This window comes from Bradyrhizobium embrapense, from assembly GCF_001189235.2.
Classification (GTDB): Bacteria; Pseudomonadota; Alphaproteobacteria; order Rhizobiales; family Xanthobacteraceae; genus Bradyrhizobium; species Bradyrhizobium embrapense.
This window is the reverse complement of record NZ_LFIP02000006.1, coordinates 352,528-369,077: the sequence shown is the minus strand read 5'-3', so window position 1 is coordinate 369,077 and position 16,550 is coordinate 352,528. Positions and strand designations below refer to the sequence as shown.

General features: G+C 65.0%; 21 protein-coding genes. 12 read left to right on the top strand and 9 right to left on the bottom strand.

The window, feature by feature from the left end; genetic code table 11:
* Positions 1 to 17: 17 nt before the first annotated feature.
* Positions 18 to 200 carry a hypothetical protein gene (locus AKN83_RS42095; protein WP_430641578.1) on the bottom strand — a complete coding sequence of 61 codons (183 nt, stop codon included), beginning with the start codon at positions 198 to 200 and terminating at the stop codon, positions 18 to 20.
* Between AKN83_RS42095 and AKN83_RS27205 the strand changes: the two genes are divergently transcribed.
* From AKN83_RS27205 to AKN83_RS27165, 9 genes are all read left to right on the top strand, one after another.
* Positions 139 to 2,085, top strand: a complete 1,947-nt coding sequence (locus tag AKN83_RS27205; RefSeq protein WP_050403075.1) for a M3 family oligoendopeptidase — start codon at positions 139 to 141, stop codon at positions 2,083 to 2,085. The two genes, AKN83_RS42095 and AKN83_RS27205, sit on opposite strands and share 62 nt — an antisense overlap.
* Before the next feature lie 219 nt (positions 2,086 to 2,304).
* Positions 2,305 to 2,457: an aa3-type cytochrome c oxidase subunit IV gene (locus AKN83_RS27200; RefSeq protein WP_021078552.1), complete on the top strand. Its 153-nt coding sequence runs from the start codon at positions 2,305 to 2,307 to the stop codon at positions 2,455 to 2,457.
* A gap of 143 nt (positions 2,458 to 2,600) precedes the next feature.
* On the top strand, positions 2,601 to 3,725 hold the full coding sequence (locus AKN83_RS27195; protein ID WP_050403073.1) for a Re/Si-specific NAD(P)(+) transhydrogenase subunit alpha: 1,125 nt from the start codon (positions 2,601 to 2,603) through the stop codon (positions 3,723 to 3,725).
* An 11-nt stretch (positions 3,726 to 3,736) separates the two neighbouring features.
* Positions 3,737 to 4,054, top strand: a complete 318-nt coding sequence (locus AKN83_RS27190; protein ID WP_050403072.1) for a proton-translocating transhydrogenase family protein — start codon at positions 3,737 to 3,739, stop codon at positions 4,052 to 4,054.
* 45 nt (positions 4,055 to 4,099) lie between these two features.
* A complete protein-coding gene (locus tag AKN83_RS27185) occupies positions 4,100 to 5,500 on the top strand; it encodes an NAD(P)(+) transhydrogenase (Re/Si-specific) subunit beta (protein ID WP_050403071.1) in 1,401 nt (466 codons plus the stop codon).
* A gap of 190 nt (positions 5,501 to 5,690) precedes the next feature.
* Entirely contained in the window at positions 5,691 to 6,509 is an 819-nt protein-coding gene (locus AKN83_RS27180; RefSeq protein ID WP_050403070.1) for an alpha/beta hydrolase, read from the top strand.
* A 55-nt stretch (positions 6,510 to 6,564) separates the two neighbouring features.
* A complete protein-coding gene (locus AKN83_RS27175) occupies positions 6,565 to 7,662 on the top strand; it encodes a calcium:cation antiporter (RefSeq protein WP_050403069.1) in 1,098 nt (365 codons plus the stop codon).
* Positions 7,663 to 7,702: 40 nt separating this feature from the next.
* Positions 7,703 to 7,987, top strand: coding sequence for a cupin domain-containing protein (locus AKN83_RS27170; RefSeq protein WP_050403068.1), 285 nt, complete (start codon positions 7,703 to 7,705; stop codon positions 7,985 to 7,987).
* A 275-nt stretch (positions 7,988 to 8,262) separates the two neighbouring features.
* On the top strand, positions 8,263 to 9,129 hold the full coding sequence (locus AKN83_RS27165; protein ID WP_050403067.1) for a hypothetical protein: 867 nt from the start codon (positions 8,263 to 8,265) through the stop codon (positions 9,127 to 9,129).
* Between the two features lie 231 nt (positions 9,130 to 9,360).
* Here AKN83_RS27165 and AKN83_RS27160 read toward each other — a convergent pair whose 3' ends face one another.
* Both AKN83_RS27160 and rpsU read right to left on the bottom strand, forming a co-directional pair.
* Positions 9,361 to 10,020 (bottom strand): tetratricopeptide repeat protein, encoded by a 660-nt coding sequence (locus AKN83_RS27160; RefSeq protein ID WP_063695537.1) that lies wholly within the window; start codon positions 10,018 to 10,020, stop codon positions 9,361 to 9,363.
* A 113-nt stretch (positions 10,021 to 10,133) separates the two neighbouring features.
* Entirely contained in the window at positions 10,134 to 10,430 is a 297-nt protein-coding gene (gene rpsU / locus AKN83_RS27155; RefSeq protein ID WP_021078544.1) for a 30S ribosomal protein S21, read from the bottom strand.
* Between the two features lie 265 nt (positions 10,431 to 10,695).
* On the opposite strand from rpsU, the gene aqpZ reads away from it, so the two are divergent.
* Complete coding sequence (gene aqpZ / locus AKN83_RS27150) at positions 10,696 to 11,418, top strand: aquaporin Z (protein ID WP_050401740.1); 723 nt, start codon at positions 10,696 to 10,698, stop codon at positions 11,416 to 11,418.
* Between the two features lie 90 nt (positions 11,419 to 11,508).
* Here the strand turns inward: aqpZ and AKN83_RS27145 are convergent, their stop codons facing one another.
* Positions 11,509 to 12,612 carry a 5-(carboxyamino)imidazole ribonucleotide synthase gene (locus tag AKN83_RS27145; RefSeq protein ID WP_050401739.1) on the bottom strand — a complete coding sequence of 368 codons (1,104 nt, stop codon included), beginning with the start codon at positions 12,610 to 12,612 and terminating at the stop codon, positions 11,509 to 11,511.
* Complete coding sequence (gene purE / locus AKN83_RS27140; protein WP_050401738.1) at positions 12,609 to 13,097, bottom strand: 5-(carboxyamino)imidazole ribonucleotide mutase; 489 nt, start codon at positions 13,095 to 13,097, stop codon at positions 12,609 to 12,611. Before purE ends, AKN83_RS27145 begins: the two co-directional genes overlap by 4 nt.
* 146 nt (positions 13,098 to 13,243) lie before the next feature.
* Here purE and AKN83_RS27135 point away from each other — a divergent pair, with 146 nt between their 5' ends.
* A complete protein-coding gene (locus tag AKN83_RS27135; protein ID WP_050401737.1) occupies positions 13,244 to 13,966 on the top strand; it encodes a GGDEF domain-containing protein in 723 nt (240 codons plus the stop codon).
* 6 nt (positions 13,967 to 13,972) lie between these two features.
* On the opposite strand, the gene AKN83_RS27130 is transcribed toward AKN83_RS27135, so the two are convergent.
* From AKN83_RS27130 to AKN83_RS27120, 3 genes are all read right to left on the bottom strand, one after another.
* Positions 13,973 to 14,224 carry a hypothetical protein gene (locus AKN83_RS27130; RefSeq protein WP_050401736.1) on the bottom strand — a complete coding sequence of 84 codons (252 nt, stop codon included), beginning with the start codon at positions 14,222 to 14,224 and terminating at the stop codon, positions 13,973 to 13,975.
* A gap of 30 nt (positions 14,225 to 14,254) precedes the next feature.
* On the bottom strand, positions 14,255 to 14,464 hold the full coding sequence (locus AKN83_RS27125; protein ID WP_050401735.1) for a hypothetical protein: 210 nt from the start codon (positions 14,462 to 14,464) through the stop codon (positions 14,255 to 14,257).
* 187 nt (positions 14,465 to 14,651) lie between these two features.
* Positions 14,652 to 14,858, bottom strand: a complete 207-nt coding sequence (locus AKN83_RS27120) for a YdcH family protein (protein ID WP_024583705.1) — start codon at positions 14,856 to 14,858, stop codon at positions 14,652 to 14,654.
* Positions 14,859 to 15,098: 240 nt separating this feature from the next.
* Here AKN83_RS27120 and AKN83_RS38645 point away from each other — a divergent pair, with 240 nt between their 5' ends.
* Entirely contained in the window at positions 15,099 to 15,284 is a 186-nt protein-coding gene (locus AKN83_RS38645; protein ID WP_050422666.1) for a YdcH family protein, read from the top strand.
* Between the two features lie 93 nt (positions 15,285 to 15,377).
* Here AKN83_RS38645 and AKN83_RS27110 read toward each other — a convergent pair whose 3' ends face one another.
* Complete coding sequence (locus AKN83_RS27110; RefSeq protein WP_050401741.1) at positions 15,378 to 16,481, bottom strand: NAD(P)/FAD-dependent oxidoreductase; 1,104 nt, start codon at positions 16,479 to 16,481, stop codon at positions 15,378 to 15,380.
* Positions 16,482 to 16,550: the final 69 nt, after the last annotated feature.

The following is a 16,550-nucleotide window of genomic DNA, read 5'->3' as shown; positions in this document are numbered from 1 at the left end:
TTCCCCGCACGCTACGTTTATCTGTCTCGAATCGGGGCAATGTCGCCGATGCCGATTAACGCACTCTTAAACCTTGCAAACCCGCTTTCATTCCGCCGCCGCCGACATCTTTCCGACTGAAGTAAGGTTACGAACAAGATGACCTCGCGCTCCAAAACTGCGTCCCCCAAGTCCGCTCTCAGCAAGTCCGCTCCCGGCAAGTCCGCTCTCGGCAAGTCCGCTCTCCGCAAGGAAGCCGCGCTGCGCAAGACGGCCGCGCAACGCAAGCCGGCCGCAGCCAGCCCGGCGGTGAAACCGGCAGCCGGCAAGACCGGCAAGCTTCCGGAATGGAATCTGGCAGATCTCTACTCCGGTATCGACGCGCCGGAAGTTGCGCGCGATTTGCAGAAAATGGATGCAGATTGCGTCGCGTTTGAGACCGACTACAAGGGCAAGCTTGCCGAAAATACCGGCAAGGAAGGCGGCGGAAAGTGGCTGGCCGAGGCGATCAGGCGCTATGAGGCGATCGACGATCTGGCCGGCCGTCTCGGCTCCTTTGCCGGCCTGGTCCATGCCGGCGACAGCGTCGATCCGGCGATCTCGAAATTCTACGGCGACATCTCCGAACGGCTGACGGCCGCCTCGGTGCATCTGCTGTTCTTCTCGCTCGAGCTCAACCGGGTTGACGATGACGTGATCGAGCGCGCGATGGCCGAACCCGCGCTCGGCCATTACCGGCCGTGGATCGAGGATCTGCGCAAGGACAAGCCGTACCAGCTCGAGGATCGCGTCGAGCAGCTGTTCCATGAAAAGGCGCAGAGCGGCTACGCCGCCTGGAACCGGCTGTTCGACCAGACCATCTCCAGCCTGCGCTTCAAGGTCATGGGCAAGGAGCTTGCGATCGAGCCGACGCTGAACCTGTTGCAGGACAAGGCCGGCGACAAGCGCAAGTCGGCGGCGCAGGCGCTCGCCAAGACCTTCAAGGACAATGAACGCACCTTCGCGCTGATCACCAATACGCTCGCCAAGGACAAGGAAATCTCCGACCGCTGGCGCGGCTTCCAGGATATCGCGGATTCCCGCCATCTCAACAACCGTGTCGAGCGCGAGGTGGTCGATGCGCTGGTCGCCTCGGTGCGCGCGGCCTATCCGAAGCTGTCGCACCGCTACTATGCGCTGAAGGCCGGCTGGTTCAAAAAGAAGAAGCTGCCGCACTGGGACCGCAACGCGCCGCTGCCGTTCGCGGCGACCGGTACCATCGCCTGGCCGGAGGCGCGCAACATGGTGCTGTCGGCCTATAACGGCTTCTCGCCGAAGATGGCCGAGATCGCGGAGCGCTTCTTCGATGATCGCTGGATCGACGCGCCGGTCCGTCCCGGCAAGGCGCCCGGCGCGTTCTCGCATCCGACCACGCCGTCGGCGCATCCCTATGTGCTGATGAACTATCAGGGCAAGCCGCGCGACGTGATGACGCTGGCGCACGAGCTCGGCCATGGCGTGCATCAGGTGCTGGCAGCGAAGAACGGCGCGCTGATGGCGCCGACGCCGCTGACGCTGGCGGAAACCGCGAGCGTGTTCGGCGAGATGCTGACCTTCAAGCGGCTATTGTCCCAGACCAAGAACGCCAAGCAGCGCCAGGCGCTGCTCGCGGGCAAGGTCGAGGACATGATCAACACCGTGGTGCGGCAGATCGCGTTCTATTCATTCGAGCGGGCGGTTCATACCGAGCGCAAGAATGGCGAGTTGACCGCCGAGCGGATCGGCCAGCTCTGGCTCAGCGTGCAGGGCGAGAGCCTCGGGCCAGCGATCGAGATCAAGCCGGGCTACGAGACGTTCTGGATGTACATCCCGCACTTCATCCATTCGCCGTTCTACGTCTACGCCTATGCATTCGGTGACTGCCTGGTGAATTCGCTCTACGCGGTCTACGAGCACGCATCCGAGGGTTTCGCCGAGCGCTATCTCGACATGCTCGCTGCCGGCGGTACCAAGCATTATTCCGAGCTGCTGCGGCCGTTCGGGCTCGACGCCAAGGACCCGAAATTCTGGGACGGCGGCCTGTCCGTCATCGCCGGCATGATCGATGAGCTAGAGACGATGGGCTGAGGCCCATCGGATTTCCGCGCCAGGGGCGTTTTTGCGCCTGGCGGTATGATCGTTCTGTGAAGCCCGCGTTTGGGAGCACTATTCCGTCCGTGGCCGCCGCTCGGGTCTGGATCGAGGACGATTTGTGCTTCAAATCGCCCGATCGGGACCACGCCGTTGCTCTGCCAACCCGTTTGCGGTAATGGCTCGCAGAACGCGAATTTCTGACTGGGGACAGCAATGGCAGACCATAGCGAAGTGGCCTATACGACCGCCGACGGCAACGATTACGTGGCGCACGAGCAGACCTATGAAGGGTTTCTCATGCTGGTCAAATGGGGCACCATCAGCGTCGCCATCCTCCTCGCCTTGATGGCCTATTTCCTGGTCTGATCCTCGAGATCAGCTAGCGGCGTCGCCGTCCCGCGGCGATGCCGGAATTCCTGTCGAACCCGGATGTAAAAACCGGGTATCAAATCTGGCGAAAATAACGCTAGTTTGAAGACGCGTGCGCCGCTTGCGCCGCCGGAGGGCCCATGAAGATTGCCGTTGCCAAGGAAATCGATCCGTCCGAGCCGCGGGTTGCGGTTTCGCCCGATACGATCAAGAAGTTCAAGGCGATCGGCGCCGAGGTGGCCGTCGAGCCCGGCGCGGGCGTCAAATCGGGCCTGCCCGATTCGGAGCTCACCGCAGCCGGCGCCACCGTCTCGGCCGATGCGCTCAAGGACGCCGACATCATCATCAAGGTGAAGCGGCCCGAGGCTTCAGAGCTCTCCAAATACAAGCGCGGCGCGCTGGTCGTCGCGATCATGGACCCCTACGGCAACGAGGCCGCGCTGAAGGCGATGGCCGATGCCGGCGTCTCCGCCTTCGCGATGGAATTGATGCCGCGCATCACCCGCGCCCAGGTGATGGACGTGCTGTCCTCGCAGGCCAACCTCGCCGGCTACCGTGCGGTGATCGAGGGCGCCGAGGCCTTCGGCCGCGCCTTTCCGATGATGATGACCGCCGCCGGCACCGTTCCGGCTGCGAAGGTGTTCGTGATGGGCGTCGGCGTCGCCGGCCTGCAGGCGATCGCGACGGCGCGGCGGCTGGGTGCCATCGTCACCGCGACCGACGTGCGGCCCGCCACCAAGGAGCAGGTGGAATCGCTCGGTGCGAAATTCCTCGCCGTCGAGGACGAGGAGTTCAAGAACGCGCAGACCGCCGGCGGCTACGCCAAGGAAATGTCCAAGGAGTACCAGGCCAAGCAGGCCGCGCTCACCGCCGAGCACATCAAGAAGCAGGACATCGTGATCACCACCGCGCTGATCCCGGGCCGTCCGGCGCCAAAACTCGTCTCGGGCGAGATGGTGAAGTCGATGAAGCCCGGCTCGGTACTGGTCGATCTCGCGGTCGAGCGCGGCGGCAATGTCGAGGGCGCAAAGGCGGGCGAGGTGGTCGAGACCGACGGCGTCAAGATCGTCGGCTACACCAATGTCGCTGGCCGTGTCGCCGCCTCGGCCTCGAGCCTGTATGCGCGCAATCTGTTCTCGTTCATCGAGACGATGGTCGACAAGGCCAATAAGGCGCTCGCGGTCAATTGGGACGACGAGCTGGTGAAGGCCACCGCGCTGACCAAGGACGGCGCCGTCATCCATCCCAACTTCCAGCCGAAGTAAGGAGAGAAGCCATGGAGCATCTCGCGCAGGCCGTTGATCCCTTCGTGTTCCGGCTGTCGATTTTCGTCCTCGCCGTGTTCGTCGGCTATTTCGTGGTGTGGTCGGTGACCCCGGCGCTGCACACGCCGCTGATGAGCGTGACCAACGCGATCTCGTCGGTGATCGTGGTCGGCGCGCTGCTCGCAGTCGGCGTCGGCATGGTCTCGAGCGGCTCGGGCTGGGCCCGCGGCTTCGGCTTCATCGCGCTGATCTTCGCCTGCGTGAACATCTTCGGCGGCTTCCTGGTCACCCAGCGCATGCTGGCGATGTACAAGAAGAAAGCCAAGTGAACGGCAACCACCTCGGGGTGAGTCAAGAATTTGGGGGGACCTGAGATGAGCGCCAATCTCTCTGCACTGTTGTACCTCGTGGCGGGGGTGCTGTTCATCCTGTCGCTGCGCGGCCTGTCGAGCCCGGCGTCGTCGCGCCAGGGCAACATGTTCGGCATGATCGGCATGGCGATCGCGGTCGGCACCACGCTGGCGAGCCATCCGCCGGCCGACGGCGTCGCCTGGCTGCTGGTGATCCTCGGCATCGCGATCGGCGGCTCGATCGGCGCCGTCATAGCGCGCCGGGTGCCGATGACCTCGATGCCCGAGCTCGTCGCCGCGTTCCACTCGTTGGTCGGCATGGCCGCGGTGCTGGTCGCCGCCGGCGCGTTCTACGCGCCGGAAGCCTTCGACATCGGCACGCCCGGCAACATCCATCCGCAGAGCCTGGTCGAGATGTCGCTCGGCGTTGCGATCGGCGCCTTGACCTTCACCGGCTCGGTGATCGCGTTCCTGAAACTGTCGGCGCGGATGAGCGGGGCGCCGATCATCCTGCCGTTCCGCCATGTCATCAACATCGTGCTGGCGCTGGCGCTGGTGTTCTTCATCGTCGGCCTCGTGCTGTCGGGCAGCGCGTTCGACTTTTGGATGATCACGATCCTGGCGCTGGCGCTCGGCGTCCTGATGATCATCCCGATCGGCGGCGCCGACATGCCGGTCGTGATCTCGATGCTGAACTCCTACTCGGGCTGGGCCGCAGCCGGCATCGGCTTCACGCTCGGCAACTCGGCGCTGATCATCACCGGCGCGCTGGTCGGCTCCTCGGGCGCGATCCTGTCCTACATCATGTGCCACGCGATGAACCGCTCGTTCATCTCGGTGATATTGGGCGGTTTCGGCGGCGAGACCGCGGCGGCCGGCGGCGGCTCGGGCGAGCAGAAGCCCGCCAAGCTCGGCTCGGCGGATGATGCCGCCTTCATCATGAAGAACGCCTCCAAGGTCATCATCGTGCCCGGCTACGGCATGGCGGTGGCGCAGGCCCAGCACGCGCTGCGCGAGATGGCTGATCTCTTGAAGAAGGAAGGCGTCGAGGTGAAGTACGCCATTCACCCGGTGGCGGGCCGCATGCCCGGCCACATGAACGTGCTGCTGGCCGAAGCCAACGTGCCCTATGACGAGGTGTTCGAGCTCGAGGACATCAACTCGGAGTTCGCCCAGGCCGACATCGCCTTCGTGATCGGCGCCAACGACGTCACCAACCCGGCGGCGGAAGAGGACAAGACCTCGCCGATCTACGGCATGCCGGTGCTGCAGGTCTGGAAGGCCGGCACCGTGATGTTCATCAAGCGCTCGCTGGCCTCGGGCTATGCCGGCATCGACAACCCGCTGTTCTACCGCGACAACACCATGATGTTGCTCGGCGACGCCAAGAAGGTCACCGAGAACATCGTCAAGGCGATGGCCTGACGCGGATGGTCCTGAACCGGGAGTGGCATCGACACCATCGCATGCCGCCCCGAGCCACGCGCGAGCAGCGCATCGGGTGGCACGTCGCGCATGCGGCGGCGTGCGCCTGCCGGCCGGTCCCCGACAGCATCAAGGCTGAGGTCGAGAAGCGGCGGAAGCTCCGCGGCAAGACATAACTGCGGCATCGCGGATGGCGCTGGCACTCGCAATCCCGAAATGGCTCGCGATCGCCGCGGTCGTCATCTATCTCGGCGGCCTCGCGGTGCTCTACGTCAAGCAGCGCGAATTGCTGTTTCCGATCCCGCAGGTCGGGCGGACGGCGCCTGCAGCGGCCGGTCTTCCCGAAGCGGAGGAGCATGTCCTGACCACGGCGGATGGCGAGAAGGTCATCGTCTGGCATGTGCCGGCGAAGCCGGGCCGGCCGTTGGTGTTGTTCTTTCCCGGCAATGGCGATTTCCTGGCCGGCCGCGTGGCGCGCTTCAAGGCCATCACGGCCGACGGTACCGGGCTGGTCGCATTGTCCTACCGGGGCTACGCCGGCTCGAGCGGGTCTCCGAGCGAGCGGGGGCTGCTGCAGGACGCCGAGGCCGCTTACGCATTCACCACCGCGCGCTACCGCGCCGAGCAGATCGTGGCCTGGGGATTTTCCCTCGGCACCGGCGTTGCGGTCGCGCTCGCCGCCGAACATCCGGTCGGCAGGCTGATCCTGGAGGCGCCCTATACCTCGACGGCCGATGTTGCCGGTGCGCACTTCTGGTATGTGCCGGTCAGCCTGCTGATGCGGGATCAATTCCACTCCGACCGGCGAATCGCCGGCGTTACGGCGCCGCTCCTGATCATCCACGGCAGCAACGATCCGATGATTCCGATCGGATTCGGCGAGCGGCTGTTCGACCTCGCCCGCGCGCCCAAGCAGTTCGTGCGCCTGCCCGGTGGCGGGCACGACGATCTCGACGATTTCGGTGCGATGGATACCGCAAGGCGGTTTATCGACGCCGCAAGAGGCTGACGGCGGCGATTGTCTGTCGCATAATTGGGGCCAATGACGTGAGGGGACCCCCACAATGAGCGCACACGGACCGATGCCACGGTCGGCCTGGCTGTATCCCGTTCTGGCGGTGCTGTTGTTTGCCGCAGTCTCGGTCAGCGGCTACAGCTTCGCACCATCGGCCGGGGGCTGGGTGTTCGCGGCCGTGCTGCTCGTGATTCTGTTCGGTACCGTGTTCGCGGCCGTCCACCATGCCGAGATGATTGCCGAGCGCATCGGCGAGCCGTTCGGTACGCTGCTGCTGACGCTGGCCGTGACGATCATCGAGGTGGCGCTGATCTCGACCATCATGCTGGGCGACACCCCGGCGCCGACGCTGGCGCGCGACACCGTGTTTGCGGTGGTGATGATCGTCTGCAACGGCCTGGTCGGGCTCTGCATCTTCATCGGCGGCATCCGCTACCGCGAGCAGGATTTCCAGATCACCGGCGCCAACCTCTACCTCAGCGTGCTGTTCGTGCTCGCGACCATCACGCTGGACATGCCGAATTTCACGCTGACCGCGCCGGGCCCGATCTATTCCACGGCTCAGCTCGCCGTGATCAGCGTCGTGACCCTGCTGCTTTACGCGGTGTTCCTCTACACCCAGACCATCCGCCACCGCGATTATTTCGTCAGCGGCGCCAACGATGCGGCGGCGCATGGCGAGGTGATGTCGGACCGCGAGACCGCGATCAGCGTCGCCCTGCTGCTGGTGTCACTGCTGGCGGTGGTGCTGTTGGCCAAGAAGTTCTCGCTGGTGGTCGATGTCGTCACCGTCAAGATCGGCGCACCGCCGGCCTTTGCCGGCCTGGTGGTGGCGGCGCTGATCCTGCTGCCGGAGAGCGTTGCCGCCGTGTCGGCGGCGCGCAAGAACGACCTGCAGAAGAGCATCAACCTCGCGCTCGGCTCGTCGATCGCGACCATCGGGCTCACGGTTCCCGCGGTCGCCGTTGCCGCCTCGGTGCTCGACAAGCAGCTGGTGCTCGGGCTCAGCAACCAGCATATGCTGATCCTGCTGCTCACCTTCATGGTCAGCATGCTCACCTTCGGAACCGGCCGCACCAACATCCTGTTCGGGCTCGTTCACATGGTGGTGTTCGCAGTGTTCGTGTTCATGGTTTTCGTGCCGTAGGGCATGATCCGCTCAAACAAGAAGCTTGGAGAAAGTGACGATGCTCAGCGCCAAATCGGATGTACAGGTGGATACGGCGGAGGTCCGCGTGACCGAATGGCGGCTCGCGCCGGGCAGCGCCACCGGCCAGCACACCCATGAGATGGACTACGTCATCGTTCCGATCACGGCCGGCGAGATGACCATCGTGGCGCCGAACGGCGAGCGCTCCAGGGCCCAGCTCGGCGCCGGAAAGTCCTATTTCCGCAAGGCCGGGGTCCAACACGACGTGCTCAACGAGACGGCCAGCGAGATCGTGTTCCTCGAGGTCGAACTCAAGCCCTGACGAGGCGCAACAATCCCGCAAGGACCCCCACAAGTAACCCTGCGCGCGCCGAATGGCAGGTCCGAGTGCGCGCGGCTGTGGAAATTCATAACCCGTTAACGGCTGCACGATGATCTAGAAGGCGGATGCGGCCTACGCAGGGGGCGCCTCCGCTGAAACCAAAGTGACACCAAAGGTGACGTCGGGACGGGGGTTTGCCACCGATCCGTCGCAGTTGATCCCTGAATGTGCCTCAAAGTTCCAGCATGAGATAACGGGGTGGGGAGTGGCAGGTCATGCTGAGTTACCTGAAGAAATTCGTGATGGACATCTTACCCTCGGTGGCAGCGACCATCATCGGGGCGTACATCGTCAATCACTACATCGTGGCCAAGCCGCAAGCGCCGGTCACGGCAGCCGTGACCGCTGCGGTCGATCCCAAGCCAGATGCGAAAGCCCCCGCCAAGCCCGCCGAAAAGTCCACCGTGGTCAGCAGCCTCCCGGAAGCCGGCGTGAAGGCCAAGGGCATGTCCGAGCGCACGCTGATCGAGCGGTCGGCATCGGAGAAGGCCACCGTCACCGAGAAGCCCGCCGATCCCAAATCCTCTGACACCAAGTCTGCTGACACCAAATCTTCCGACAGCAAGGCTGATGCGCCGGCCGATACGGCCAGCATCCCGACTGACGCGCGCCATCATCCGGCGAAGGCGGTCGCCAAGGCTGCGCCCGCCGCCGCGCCGGTCGAGTCCGCCGTCACGCCGGAGGAAGCCCACGACGCCAACGATCTTGCGCGCGCCGCGATCGAACGGTTGCGCAAGGAACGGCCGCAGGACGCTCGCAGCACCGATCTCGCCCGCCTGCCTGACCAGCAGCGTCCGGCGGCAGCCCCGGCGATCCGGCCGTTGCCGCCGCCGATCATGGTGTCGAATCCGTCCACCGACAGTGCCGATCAAGCCTCGCAGCCGCGTGCGCCCTACGCTGCCACTGCCCAGGATGCGAATCGGCTGACGCCGCCGGCCGACATCCCGGTCCCGGTGTTGCAGGCCCCGCTCGACCTGCGCGCCGATGCCGCCATGCCGGCGCCGAAAAACGAGCACACCTCGGTGACCGACGACATGTTCTCCGGCATGAAGTCGATGTTCCACGCCGTCCTGCCGAAGTAACCCGAGGCATCGCCGCGCTCAAAGCATGGTGAGGTTAGGTTGAATTGGCACGACGTCGGAAGTCCACCTCTCCCTTGGGAGAGGTCGGCGCGTAGCGCCGGGTGAGGGGTTACGGTCCCTCGTTGGAGCTGCGGCCCCTCACCCGATTTGCTACGCAAATTGACCTCTCCCCGATGGGGAGAGGTGAACTGGACCCGAGGCCAAACCGATTCAACCTGACTTCATCCCGCTTTAGCCGCCGGTGCGCGCCAGCCCGCTGCGCGCGCTTCCGTCATTCGGCCGCAGCGCGAGCGCGCGATTGTAGGACGCCGCCGCCTTGGCTTTGTCGCCAAGCCGCTCATAGGCCTGGCCGCGCGCACTCCACGCCGCAACATTACCGGGATCGGCCTGCACGGCCTCGTCGAGGTCGGTCGCGGCCTGCTTGGCCTTGTCGAGCGCGAGGTAGCTGGTGGCGCGGCCGATCAGCGGCTCGGCCTTCTGCGGCGACAGCCCACTCGCCGCGGTGAAATCGTCGATCGCCTGCTGATGCTGTCCGCGGCCCTGATAGATCAGGCCACGGCCGTACAGCGCCTGGATGTTGTAGGGGTCGGTGGTCAGCGCTTGCTCGAACTCCGCCTGCGCCTCGTCGAGCTTGCCGGAATGCGCCAGCACCTGGCCGCGGGTGGCGTGATCCTTGGCGCTGTTGATGTCCTGTGGGGTGATGGTGTCGGTAGCGGGCTTGTCGGCAGCGGCAGCCTGTTTCGGCTTGTCGTTCGAGCCCCATGATCCCAAGTCGAAGGAGCACCCCCCGAGCGGCAGGCTGAGGATCATGGCCATGGTGACGAGGTGCGCCGCACGGCGGCGGTGCGCAGCTTCTGGGAACGGGGAGTGGGGCGCCGGAACGGCCATCATGCAAAATGCTCTTGCCGGTCGTTTTGCATGGGTACCCCGGAACACGGCTGGCTTCAAAACAACAACGCGGGCCCATGGCCCGCGCTGTTAGACTTCCAGATCGGCAAAACGGCTCAGCGCGGTCCGCGACCCGCGCCGGCACCACCCGGACGGCCGCCGCGGTCGCCACCGGGACCAGCGCCGAACACCGGCTTCGGCTTCATCGGCAGCAGGCCTTCACGCTGCAGCTTCTTGCGCGCCAGCTTGCGCGCACGGCGCACGGCCTCGGCCTTTTCGCGGGCCTTCTTCTCAGAGGGCTTTTCGTAGTGACCGCGGAGCTTCATCTCGCGGAAAATGCCCTCGCGCTGCATCTTCTTCTTCAGCGCCTTCAGGGCTTGGTCGACATTGTTATCGCGGACGAGAACCTGCACGCGGCATCCTCTTTTGAATTGATTGGTTCGGAATTCTGGCGGGGTTAAAGGGGCGGCAAAAGGCCTGCCTCTTAACCCTAGGCGCGCGCATGTATCAGACAAACGCGCAGATGTCCACCGGTCGAGTGACTTTCGGGCCTAGTAAAGCCACGAAATGGGGCAAAAATGCCTTTGTGCGGCCCTGATTTGGGTGATTTGGCGCCGGTATCGGGGCCGCTCCCGGAGTTTTCGATAACCCGGACATTGGAAATAGGGGAGATGCCACATGGACATGAAGAAATACGCGGCCGAACTGATCGGTACGTTCTGGCTCACATTCGCGGGCTGCGGCAGCGCGGTCATCGCGGCCGGCTTTCCGCAGGTCGGGATCGGCCTCGTCGGGGTGTCATTGGCGTTTGGGCTCAGCGTCGTGACCATGGCCTATGCGATCGGCCATATCTCGGGTTGCCATCTCAACCCGGCCGTGACAGTCGGCCTCGCCGCCGGCGGGCGTTTCCCCGGCGGCCAGGTGCTGCCCTACATCATCGCGCAGGTCGCCGGTGCGATCATCGCGGCCTGGCTGCTCTATGTGATCGCCAGCGGCGCGCCCGGCTTCGATGTCACCAAGGGCTTCGCCTCCAACGGCTACGACGCGCACTCACCGGGTCACTACAGCACGGTGGTATGCTTCATCACCGAGGTGGTGATGACCATGATGTTCCTGTTCATCATCATGGGATCCACCCATGGCAAGGCGCCCGCCGGCTTCGCGCCGCTCGCGATCGGCCTTGCGCTTGTCATGATCCATCTCGTCAGCATTCCCGTCACCAACACCTCGGTGAATCCGGCGCGCAGCACCGGACCGGCGCTGTTCGTCGGCGGCTGGGCGCTGGGGCAGCTCTGGATGTTCTGGGTCGCGCCTCTGATCGGCGGTGCGCTCGGCGGCGTGATCTATCGCTGGCTCAGCGACGAGCCGGCCGGCATCGTCGCCGGCGTCAAGACTGCGTGATCGGCTAGTTTAGAGCGTTAATGGGATCGTGGTTGCCACGATCCCATTTCCCTCGATGACGCGATGGCGGCCGCGGCCGCCGATCTGGAATTACGGCTTGCGGGCCGGCGTCACTTCGGTGACGTGCCCCATCTTGCGGCCGGGGCGCGGCGTGCCCTTGCCGTACAGGTGCACGGTGGCGCCGGGAACGGTGAGCCACTGCTCGTAGCTCAGGATGTCGTCGCCGATCAGGTTGGTCATGGTGACCTCGCCGTGGCGCACCGGCTTGCCGAGCGGCCAGCCGGCGATCGCACGGATGTGCTGCTCGAATTGCGAGATCGAGGCGCCGTCGAGCGTCCAGTGGCCGGAGTTATGAACGCGCGGCGCGATCTCGTTGACCAGCACCGTCGCTGCGCCGTTACCGGGCACCACGAACATCTCCACCGCGAGCACGCCGACATAGTCGAGCGCCGCAGCAATTTTTTCGGCGATCGCCCGCGCCTGCGCCGCAAGCTCGTCGGGGATCGCTGCCGGCGCGCGCGAAGTTTTCAGAATATGGTCGCGGTGCTCGTTCTCGGTGACGTCGAAGCACTCGACCTCGCCGGACGCGGAGCGCGCCGCGATCACCGAGATCTCGCGCTCGAACGGCACGAAGGCCTCGAGGATGGCCGACTTGGTGCCGAGGTCCTGCCAGACCTGCTCGAGGTCGTCGCCGGCGCGGATGATGGCCTGTCCCTTGCCGTCATAGCCGAAGCGGCGGGTCTTGATCACGGCAGGCAGCCCGATCCGCTCGATTGCCGTGCGCAGCGTGGCGACCGAGGAGACGTCGGCATAATCGGCGGTGCCGATTCCGAGCTTGCTAACGAAATCCTTCTCGATCAGCCGGTCCTGCGTGGTCTCGAGGATCTTGTAGGCGGGCAGCACCGGGCGGCGCGCGGCGAGCACCATTGCGGTCGCGGCCGGGACATTCTCGAATTCATAGGTGACGACGTCGACGTCGTTGGCGAACAGTTCGAGCGCCTCGACGTCGGCATATTCCGCGCAGGTCGCGTTCTGCACCACATCGAATGCCGGCGAGTCCGGATCCGGTGAAAACACCTGGCAGCGCAGCCCGAGGCGCGCCGCGGACATCGCCAGCATCCGGCCCAATTGTCCGCCGCCGAGGATTCCGATGGTGTCGCCCGGCTTCAGCTTCACGAGGTTCGAAGCCGTCACGCCGCGCCCTCCGGATGGTCCTTGACCGCATCGGTCTGCTGCTTGCGCCAGGCCGCAAGGCGGGCCGACAAGGCAGGATCGTTGAGCGCGAGCACGCTCGCCGCGAGCAACGCGGCATTGATCGCGCCGGCCTTGCCGATCGCCAGCGTCCCGACCGGGATGCCGGCCGGCATCTGCACGATCGAGTACAGCGAATCGACGCCGGACAGCGCCTTCGACTCGACGGGAACCCCGAACACCGGAAGCTCGGTCAGCGCGGCCGTCATGCCCGGCAGATGCGCGGCGCCGCCGGCGCCGGCAATGATCACCTTGTGGCCGGCCGCCCTGGCGCCCTTGGCAAAGGCATAGAGCCGATCGGGGGTGCGGTGCGCCGAAACGATGCGCGTTTCGCAGGCAACGCCCAGCGCGGCCAGGGTCTCGGCGGCATGGCGCATGGTCTCCCAGTCGGACTGGCTTCCCATGATGATGGCGATCGGAGCGGTCATCTCTTCAATTCTATGCAGGAATCCAAATGCATAGGCCGATTATAGGGGCGGCCCGGTTCTCATCCAAGGCGGTGGCAAGGGAGTTAGAATGGACTATCCTGTCTTGGTGAATCCCGGCAAGCCTTCATAAGCAGGCCTCAACAAGGATGCGCATGAAGAAGAAGACGACGGCGGCTGCCTCCGGGGCGGCAAAACGACGAAAAGGCGCGCCTGCCGCGCGCAAATCCGCATCCGGCAGGACGGCAACAAAGGGGACTGGAACCAAAGGGGCTGGAACCAAAGCCTCCACGCGAGGCGCGGTCGCTTCCGGCGACAAATCCACGATCCGCAGGTTGCGGGCGCAACTGGCGCGGGCCCAGGCCCGGATCGAGGAGCTGCAGGCCTCCGCCGAGACCGACTTCCTGCTCGACATCCTGAACCGGCGCGGCTTCGAGCGCGAGCTCGTCCGTTCGCTCTCCTTCATCAAGCGCTATCAGGCCTCCGGCGCGCTGATCGTGCTCGACGTCGATCGCCTCAAGCCGATCAACGATGCCTTCGGGCACGCGGCAGGTGACGAGGTGCTGAAGACCATCGTCGCCGCGATATCGGACGAGGTGCGCGCGTCCGACGTGATCGGCCGTCTCGGTGGCGACGAGTTCGCGGTGCTGCTGTGGAATCTCAGCGAGACCGATGCCCGCGCCAAGGCGGCTGCGCTGGAAGAGGTGATCGATCGTCTGACCTTCGTGTTCCGTGGTAGCCGGGTCACCGCGGGCGCCTCCGCGGGCGTTGCGATCCTCACCGCGCATTCGGATGCCGATCGCGTTCTCGATGAGGCCGACCGTGCGATGTATGTGCGCAAGGCGCAGCGGCGGCATGAATCCAGCCGCTAGCAAGGCCTATAGCGCGCTCAGATCCTCCGGCACGTTGCCGTAGGCGCGCAGCAGCTTGGCATCGCCGAATTCGCCGATTGCGGGATCGCCGGTGCGGCTGAACGCGACGGCGCCGATGCTGCCGGGCATCCGCGACATCGTTTCCGCCCGGCGCAGCGCGATCGACGAGCTCTGGCATTCTTCGGCACTGCCGGCGACAGGCGTACCGTCGTCGTCCTGCATGAAGGGCAGCGCCACGTAGTAGGTCACGTCAGCCATTGCTGTGCTCCGCAAAGATCAGGTCAAGGATCAGGCGGCGTCACTGGCCGCATGGGTTCGCGCCGGCACGCAGCCTGCCGCGATCGCGGCCTGCAATTCTTCGAGCTCGGCTTCCAGATACTCGTTGGCCATGATCAGCGCCTTGATGGTGCTGCGCAGGTTGCCGTCGCACATCGCGATCGCCTGGTCGCAAGCCTTCTCGTAACGGCTGTTGTCGGGCAAGGAAGGCGGTGCGGACATGGCGAAACTCCCTCTGATGGCTGGCGGCTGGATTGGCATGTTCTTATTTTGTTCTCGTTGAGTCAAGCGCCGAAAAGCGCGCCCGCGCCGTTGCCGCGAACGTGAAGCCGTGAGGCGCTGTGGATGACGGGGAAAACCGCCGTCGGCGCTCCGAACCCGCCGACCGCCGAACCGCAGCGACAGCGCCTCAGGCGATGATGTCGGGCGTGATCTGATCTTCGATGAAGGCGATGCGGTCGCGCAATTGCAGCTTCCGCTTCTTCAAGCGTTGCAGCATCAGGAGATCCGGCGCCGGCGACTGATGCAGCGCGTCGATCGCGGCATCGAGGTCGCGGTGCTCTTGTTGCAGACGCGCAAGCTCGGCGAGGAGTTCGCGCTCATCCTGATCGTTCATGGTTGTGTATTGACTGGTAAGCACGATGAGATTGTTGCGACCGAAGCGGCCGCTCGCCGGAATATCCTCCCTGCGCGCGCGCGGCGCAAGCCGAACCGGTTCCATAGTCACGATTGGTTACAGATAAACGGAAACGCGTGCGTGCGGCATTTCGCGTCCCCTATCGACAGCACCGTCCACTCGTGTACACTTGTTGGTCCGGATCGAACCTGAGGTTTAACGCACCGAGGAGAGTTCGCAATGGCAATACAGGCCCATCTCGTTGAGCTGGAGCGCAAACACAAAATACTCGAGAACGAACTGCATGAAGCGCTCGTTCACCCTTCTGTAGACGATCTCCACATTTGCGAGCTGAAGCGCCGCAAGCTGATGGTCAAGGATCAAATCGAGCGGTTGAGACTTTCCGCCGACGACACGGTCCACTAAACTGGTCCCCCTGTAAATTCGCGAATAACCTGGCCTTTCACCGAGGGATGAACGCCGCCGCGCGCATCCCTCGGGCGGTCATGCTGCATTTGCTCAGAGCTTCGCCAGCTCGCCGACGCAGTCAGCGACCGCGAGCGACGACGTCAGTCCGGGCGACTCGATCCCAAACAGGTTGATCAGGCCGGCGACGCCGTGATCGGCCGGCCCCTGGATCAGGAAATCCTGGGTGGCGACCGCCGGCGGCACGATCTTGGGCCGGATTCCCGAATAGCTCGGCATCAGCGCTCCGTCCGGCAGGGTCGGCCAGTATTTGCGGATCGCCGGATAGAACCGCTCGGCCCTCGCCGGGTCGACGGCGTAATCGATGTGATCGATCCATTCGACGTCGGGGCCGAACCTCGCCTGTCCGGCCATGTCGAGCGTCAGGTGCACGCCAAGGCCGCCGGGCTCCGGCACCGGATAGATCAGGTGCGAGAACGGCGCCTTGGCGCTGCAGCTGAAGTAATTGCCCTTGGCCAGATAGGCCGTTGGAATCAACGCGATCGGCATGCCCTCGACGCTGCGCGCGACCGCCGTGGCGCCAAGGCCCGCGGCATTGACCAGCAGATCGCAGGCCAGCGTCATCGGCGCCGCGCCGCCGGCCTCGACCTCGAAGCCGTTGGCGGTGACCCTGGCGTGGAGCAGCGGCGTATGGAAGGCGAATGCCGCTCCGGCTTCCTCGGCGTCGCCGCGCAGCGCCAGCATGTAGGCATGGCTGTCGATGATCCCGGTGGAGGGCGACAGCAGCGCCGCGTCGCAGTTCAGGGCCGGCTCCAGCGCGCGCGCCGCCTCGGCCGACAGGAGCTGCATGTCGTCGACGCCGTTGGCCTCGGCATGAGCCCGGATCGACTGCAGTTTTTCCGTCTCGGCGGGCGTGGTGGCGACGATCAGCTTGCCGCAATTCTTGTGCGGGATGCCGTGCTCGGCGCAGTAACTGTAGAGCGCCCGCTTGCCGCTGACGCACATCCGCGCCATCAGGCTGCCGGCCCGGTAGTAGATCCCGGCATGGATCACCTCGCTGTTGCGCGACGAGGTCACGGTGCCGATTCCTTCGGCCTCCTCGAGCACAATCACTTCGCGGCCGGCCTGTGCCAGCCGGCGCGCCACGGCGAGGCCGATCACCCCCGCGCCGACGATCACGCAATCAACCCTGTCCATCTCGTCCTTCAGGTCCGAAAATTTCCGCGCGGCCACGCCAACATCGTTCAGCCGATCCGATCGCCTTGG